The sequence below is a fragment of the Arthrobacter sp. Hb9-2 genome (assembly GCF_059091165.1).
In genome coordinates this window covers 1-6,568 of sequence record NZ_JBNHGJ010000070.1, presented here as the reverse complement: position 1 = coordinate 6,568, position 6,568 = coordinate 1, and the positions used below count along the sequence as shown (strand labels likewise).

Annotated in this window: 4 protein-coding genes, 1 rRNA gene and 1 pseudogene; 2 read left to right on the top strand and 4 right to left on the bottom strand. The window is 65.9% G+C overall.

The features are described 5' to 3' along the window. A pseudogene (locus AC5RV1_RS21050) lies at nt 1-188 on the top strand (helicase HerA-like domain-containing protein); the annotation flags it as partial. 72 nt (nt 189-260) lie between these two features. Next, a complete protein-coding gene (locus tag AC5RV1_RS21045) occupies nt 261-1,253 on the top strand; it encodes a hypothetical protein (protein WP_493995904.1) in 993 nt (330 codons plus the stop codon). A gap of 112 nt (nt 1,254-1,365) precedes the next feature. Here the strand turns inward: AC5RV1_RS21045 and AC5RV1_RS21040 are convergent, their stop codons facing one another. From AC5RV1_RS21040 to rrf, 4 genes are all read right to left on the bottom strand, one after another. Beyond that, the gene (locus tag AC5RV1_RS21040; RefSeq protein WP_493995903.1) at nt 1,366-3,405 is read right to left on the bottom strand and encodes an NHL domain-containing thioredoxin family protein; all 2,040 of its coding nucleotides are present in this window, start codon (nt 3,403-3,405) and stop codon (nt 1,366-1,368) included. Then, nucleotides 3,405-5,564, bottom strand: a complete 2,160-nt coding sequence (locus AC5RV1_RS21035; protein WP_493995902.1) for a bifunctional copper resistance protein CopD/cytochrome c oxidase assembly protein — start codon at nt 5,562-5,564, stop codon at nt 3,405-3,407. The genes AC5RV1_RS21040 and AC5RV1_RS21035 overlap by 1 nt, the downstream gene beginning before the upstream one ends. A 115-nt stretch (nt 5,565-5,679) precedes the next feature. Then, nucleotides 5,680-5,967, bottom strand: a complete 288-nt coding sequence (locus tag AC5RV1_RS21030) for an HU family DNA-binding protein (RefSeq protein WP_009358243.1) — start codon at nt 5,965-5,967, stop codon at nt 5,680-5,682. Between the two features lie 505 nt (nt 5,968-6,472). Next, nucleotides 6,473-6,568 (bottom strand): 5S ribosomal RNA (gene rrf / locus AC5RV1_RS21025); the annotation flags it as partial.

The following is a 6,568-nucleotide window of genomic DNA, read 5'->3' as shown; positions in this document are numbered from 1 at the left end:
GCGCCCCTGCTGATGTCCCGCGGACTACCCGGCAGGAGTCCGGCGGCGGCGCGATGGGCGACCTCGGCGGTGTCCTCGGCGGTGCACTTGGCGGCGGGCTGAAAAGCATGGCCCGGTCCATTGGAACCCAGCTCGGACGTGAGCTGCTGCGGGGCGTGTTTGGCACGTCGTCCCGGCGCCGCCGCTGACCGCAGTCGCCGAAGTGAGCTGACTCAACTGCCGCCGTCGGGCGCATGGCAGGTAACGTATGGAACGTGCAGATGAGTCAAGCGTTGGTGAGGATCGCGGCCGGATGGCTGCTGGGCCTCATGCTTGCTGTTGCCGGCGCCATTGTTGCCGTGAACCTCGTGAACGATACTGTGGCCAGTCCGCAGCAGCCGGTGCGCGAGTACCTGGGCGCTTTGCAGAGCGGCGACGGCGGCAAGGCGCTGGGGCTTTTGCGGGCAACGGTACCGCCCAGCAACGCTGCCATGCTCGACGGCACGGCCCTGCAGACCGCCGCATCCCGCTTGTCCAATGTAAACATCGGAGACGCCGAGGAGCGGCCCGGCAGCCAGGTGATGGTGCCCCTGGAATACACCATCGACGGTAGCCGCCTCCGCACCGAGTTCCTGCTGCAGAAGACCGGAACCGAGTGGATCTTCTTCAACACGTGGGCATTTGTCCCGTCCCGGCTGCCCACCGTCGATGTCACCGTGGTCAACGCCAGCGAGGCCACCGTCAACGGCGTGGACGTCAACATGCCGAACGGCCGGAGCTCCTTCGCCGTGTTCTACCCGGGCGAATATGAGGCCACGGTGAACGGGGAGTACTTCTCCGCCCCTGCCACCCGTGCCACCGTGACCGCCCGCGACGTTCCGGTGGCACCGCTCAACCTGCTGACCCAGGCCACGGACGAACTGAAGACGGACGTGGCGGCAAAGGTCAAGGAATTCCTGGACGGCTGTGCGGCCCAGGCAGTCAAGGAGCAGAAGCTCCAGCCGGACTGCCCCTTCTACTACGCCAGCAATAACCGGGTCCAGGACGGCACCATCAAATGGTCCGTCACCGAGTATCCCAACGTGGCCATCGAGCCGTTTGACGGTCGCTGGGTGGTGGCGCCACTGGACGGCAAGGCGAAGGTGGAGGCGCTCCAGCAGAACCTGTTCACCGGCGCCTGGTACCCGCTGGACGAAGAGGTGGACTTCAGCTTCACCACCCGCCTGGACGTCTCCGGGGACACCATCAAAGTCACGCCGATGCTGAGCTTCTAGGGTTGGTTCCTGGCCGGTCCGGCTACGGGCCCAACGCGAAAAGGGCTGCCGCCCGTGACTCTTACGTCACGGGCGGCAGCCCTTTGTGCGGTCAAAACGCGGCGGCGGCTGGTCAGTCCATGCCGCGCAGGTCCAGGACCAGCTCGGTGTCCCCGTCGCCCTGCAGTACCACCGGAATGCCCCAGTCCTGCTGGTAGAGGTGGCAGGCCGCATGGTCCGGGATTTCCCCGTCCTCGGTCTCAGGACCGTCACAGGCCGCCGCGCGGGCGGTGATATGCAGGACGCCCTCGGGCACGTCTGCGGACAACTCAAGGGTCCGCAGCAGTCCCACTGACGTTCCGCCGCCGGACACCAGCAGCTCAGGCGGAGTGGAGGAGATCTTCAGCTGGGTGGGATCGCCCCAGCGGTCATCCAGCTTCTGCCCGGTGGGGGCAGTGAAGCGCACGGTCAGCTCGAGCGGGCCAGGCGCCACCGGGCTCTTCGGCCGGTGCGTCTGCGAGGCACCCTCGTCCACCTGCTGGGCTTCCTTGGGAATGGGCACGTACACCAGCTGGTGTTGATTGGCCTCCACCACAACCAGCAGCGGCTCGGAGCCGGCAGACTGCGTGTGGTCCACAATCACGTCCGAGGGCTCCAGGAGCCCGCGTGCCAGCGTCGAGACGGTCCCGGCGGTGGGGTCGTAGCGGCGGACAGCACCGTTGTAGGTATCGGCGATTGCCACAGAACCGTCCGGCAGCACCGTCACACCCAGCGGGTGCTGGAGCCGGGCGTCCGCCGCGGCGCCATCGCGGAAACCGAAGTCGAACAGCCCCTTGCCGACCGCCGATTCAACGGTGATGGCGCCGTCTTCGTCAATCACGAGCTTGCGGAGCGCGGACGTCTCGGAGTCAGCCACCCAGATGTTGCCGGCCGCGTCTTCGGCGAGGCCGGAGGGCTGGGCGAACCAGGCCTCGTGGGCCGGGCCGTCCAGCAGGCCTTCAAGTCCGTTACCGGCGGCGATGGCCACGGCCCCGGTCAGCGGGTCGAAGCTGAAGATCTGGTGCGTACCGGCCATGGCGATCACCACGGCGTTGAGCTTGCTGGACCAGACGAGGTCCCACGGCGAGCTCAGGGAGACCTCAAGCGGGTGCTCGCTCAAGCGGCCGGTGAATCCGGCTGCATCCTCGTCAACGCGGGCCGGGCCGGTCTCCAGCAGGCGCTGGATGCCGTTGCCCACGAGGGTGGTCGCCTTCCCGTCCTGCAGTGAGAGCCCGCGGAGCCGGTGGTTCACGGAATCCGCAATCACGACGTCGTAACCCACCTTGGCTGCCACGTCCTCCGGGAGCAGGACCAGGCCCTGGGGCTCGTTGAACTGGGCGACGGCCGCCTCACCGGCTGCGGGGCCGTCAGCGTAACCCTTGGTGCCGGAGCCGTAGGTGCCCAGGACAGTCTGGAAGTCGGTTCCCAGTTCCACCAGTCGGTGGTGTCCTGTGTCGGTCACAAGCCAGGAGCCCTGGGTTGCTGCGCCGTTGGACGCTGCCTCGTTGGCGGCGGCACCCGCCGCTGCGTCGGCGTCGGACGTTGCATCTGAGCCGGCGGAGCCGCGCCCGGCGGGCAGGAAGAGTGCCTTACCGGGGAAACGCAGCGTTCCCGAGGTGGGCTCAGGAGCTACGTACGGGCCTGAACCGCGGTGCAGCGTCCCCTTGGCTTCGTGTTCGGCGATGAGCTCGGGGATCAGCACCGCGAGTCCGTCCGCGTGGCCTTCACCGGAAAGGTGCGCCACGATGTAGCCCTCAGGGTCGATGACCACCAGGGTGGGCCAGGCGCGGGCGGTGTAAGCCTTCCAGGTGTCCAGCTCCGGGTCGTCCAGGACCGGGTGGTGGATCTCGTAGCGCTCCACGGCGGCCGCCAGGGCCACTGGGTCTGCCTCGTGCTCGAACTTGGGCGAATGGACGCCCACAGTGACCAGGACGTCGGAGTACTGCTCCTCCAGCGGCCGCAGTTCGTCCAGGACGTGAAGGCAGTTGATGCAGCAGAAGGTCCAGAAGTCCAGCAGCACAATCTTGCCGCGAAGGGCTTCGAGGTCCAGCGACTTCCCTCCGGTGTTCAACCAGTTACGGCCCACCAGTTCGGAGGCTCGGACCCGGAGGTGGGTGCGTACGGTTTCGCTCATCAGCGTCCTTCCAGCTTGTTTCGTTCGGCCAGCCTGGCGTCGCGTTCAGCCAATTTGGCAAACATATCGTTGTAAGCGGTGAGATCGGCGTCGTTATTCCTGTCCGCCGCCCGGTCCACACGTTTGGTCTCCCGCTGGTCTGACCTTGACCACATGATGGCCACGCCGATGGCCACCAGGAGCGTGGGCACTTCGCCGATGCCCCAAGCCACCGCACCGCCGGTCTGCTGGTCCAGCAGGGCCGACTGTCCCCATGCCCGGCCCAGGTTGCCGAAGTAGTCGGCGGCCAGCAGGTTGGTTCCGCCCATGATGGCGACGCCGAAGAAGGCGTGGAAGCCCATGGTGGCCAGCAGCAGGAGCAGGCGCATGGGGTACGGCGCCCGGCGGGGCAGCGGGTCGGATCCGATCATGCTCAGGATGAAGATGTATCCCGTGAGCAGGAAGTGCACGATCATCAGTTCATGCCCCACGTGCTCGCGCATGGCGAATCCGAACAGGTCCGAGTAGTAGAAAAGGACGATGGAACCGGCGAAGTTGGCAGCGGCGAAAAGCGGATGCGTTACTACCTGGGAGAACTTGGAGTGCACAAACACCAGCAGCCACTCCCTGGGACCGCGGGAACCATCTCCGCGAGGAGGCAAGGCGCGCAGGGCAAGGGTCACCGGTGCGCCGAGGACAAGGAAAATGGGGGCCACCATGGTCAGCGCCATATGGTCCACCATGTGCGCGGAGAAGAGAATGCGGCCATAGACCGACGGCGGGCCGGAGGTGATGTACGTGAGCACCAGCAGGCCGATCACCCAGTTCACGGATCGGAACCACTGCCATTTGTCGCCCCGGCGGTAGATCTTGGCTACACCCAGAAAGTAGGAGACGAGCCCGAACAGCGCCACGGCGATCCAGAGCCAGTCCAGCCGCCACTCGGTGAGCCAGCGCGCGGGCGTTAGCTCCGGAGGGAGTTCGTAGCCGGTAAGGATAAAAGCCGGTGTTGCGTCGGGGGCAAACGTGGTGGGCTGGGGCGGTGCCGAGCGGCCGAGTGCCACGGCCACACCAGAGGTCGCACCCATCAGCAGGAATTCAGCCAGGACCAGCTGCCAGAGGACCCTTCGCGAGGACATGGTGGCACCCTTGCGGTTCAGCTGCGGGATCACCCACTGCCGGTGCATCAGGCCGATCCCGCCCAGGACCAGCGTTGCAGCGGACTTGGCCAGGATCAGCTGGCCGTAGGAGGATCCGAAGAGGTCGCCCCAGTTGGTGATGCGGATGCTGGCGTTGATAACGCCGGAGGAGAAGACGAGCACGAAGGCGAAGCCGGCCAGCGAGGAGAACCGGCGAAGTATCGATTCGGTGATGTCCGCAGTGGCGCCGGCTTTGCCCCCTGCCAGGATCCCGGACAGCAGCGCCAGCATGATGATGCCACCCACCCAGGTACTGACGCCCACCAGGTGCAGCCCCAGGGAGTTGATGGCGCCTTCGTGGTCCGAGGAGCTCGAGGAGTGCCCGATCAGGGCCGTCGGGACCAAACCGATGAGTGCCAGGATCAGGGTTAGCGCCAAACCGCCAAGCGACCTGACGCCGAACAGGGCGGTGGTCACCACAGCGGCAATGATGGTGACGGCGAGCCAGGCCCGGCCCGTTTCGATGTCCGTCATGAAGTAGACCAGGGCTTGCGTGAACTGGGCGTCGCCCGACACCGCTTGCCCGGCTACGTCCGAATAGGTGAGCACCAGGACGGCGATTGCGGACAGGGTCCAGACGGCCCCCGCAACTGCTGCAACCGCCATCGCACGGGTGAACGCCGGATGTTCGGGGGCCTCATCATCGCGGTCGGCGTCCCGGTCCCTGCTGCGGAGCCCTAGGGTTTTGGGCAGGATGCCGACGGCGAAGATCAGGCCGCCGATGACCGTGGCCACCGAGACGTTGTGAATGGCTTTGCTGATGGGCAAACCCCAGCGGACCAGGGCGCCGGGATCCGAGACCTCACGGGCAACGGCCGCGCCGGAAAAAACGAGAGCGGCTGCCAGGCCGAGGAAGAGTGCCGCCAGTCCTGCCAGCTGCCATGGCGCGGTGAGGCCCAGGGCGTTGCCGGTCTGCCCAGGGACTCCCTTGCCGGGAGTTGGCTGGGTTGCCGTGGATTGGGGTTTTGCGGCAGAAGGCACCTATCCATTGTCCGATACCCTGGCCCGGGCCGCGAATCGGCTTAAAGCGAAAGGGGCGGCAACCAGGTGGTTGCCGCCCCTTTAGCCACACCGGCCTGATGCCGGGGGAAAGGCTTTACTTCTTGTTGGAGACCGCAGCCTTCAGCTTGGAGCCGGCGGTCAGCTTGACGCTGTGGCCGGCGGCGATCTGGATGGTCTCGCCGGTCTGGGGGTTGCGGCCGGTGCGTGCTGCACGGTCGGTGCGCTCGACGGCGAGCCAACCCGGGATGGTGATCTTCTCGCCCGCGGCGACAGAAGTCTCGAAAACCTCGAACAGTGCGTCGAGGACGGAGTTGACGGCTGCCTGGCTGGTGCCGGCCTTGCCCGCTACCTCTGCAACAAGTTCACTACGGTTCTTAGCCATTTATGTCCTCCTGGACGGTCATGATTCTGGAGCCTGAACGCGGCGTGCGCACAAGCCACTGTTCGAAAACTTACCAGCTTGGGCCCTCCCGTTCCGCAAATTCCGCGTGTTTCCGCGACTTTTTGAGGTTAATCACCAGATTCTTGGGGGTTTTCGGCCCTGATTGAGCCCATAGCGGACGCCCCATCACCTCCTGCGAGTTTCCTGGCAACGCCCCATCAGCTGCTGTGAGTTTCCTGGCAACGCCCCATCACCTCCCGCAGCCTTTGTGCGAACGCACCATCAGCTGCTGTGGGTGTTGGCGTGGCGGGCGGGTGTGTGGCGGGGTGTTTGACGGCGGTGCGTGCTGCGGGAGGTGGTGGCGGGTTGCGGCGTTTGGTGCGGGAGGTGATGGCGGGTCGCACCAGGGGTGGGATCTGGTGGGCTGGCTGCCGTGGTGGTTGTTTTGTTTGTTAAATGCGGCAGGGCCCTGACGTCGTTTGTCAGGGCCCTGCTCGTAATTTATGTCCGGCGGTGACCTACTCTCCCACACCCTCCCGGGTGCAGTACCATCGGCGCTGTGGGTCTTAGCTTCCGGGTTCGGAATGGGACCGGGCGTTTC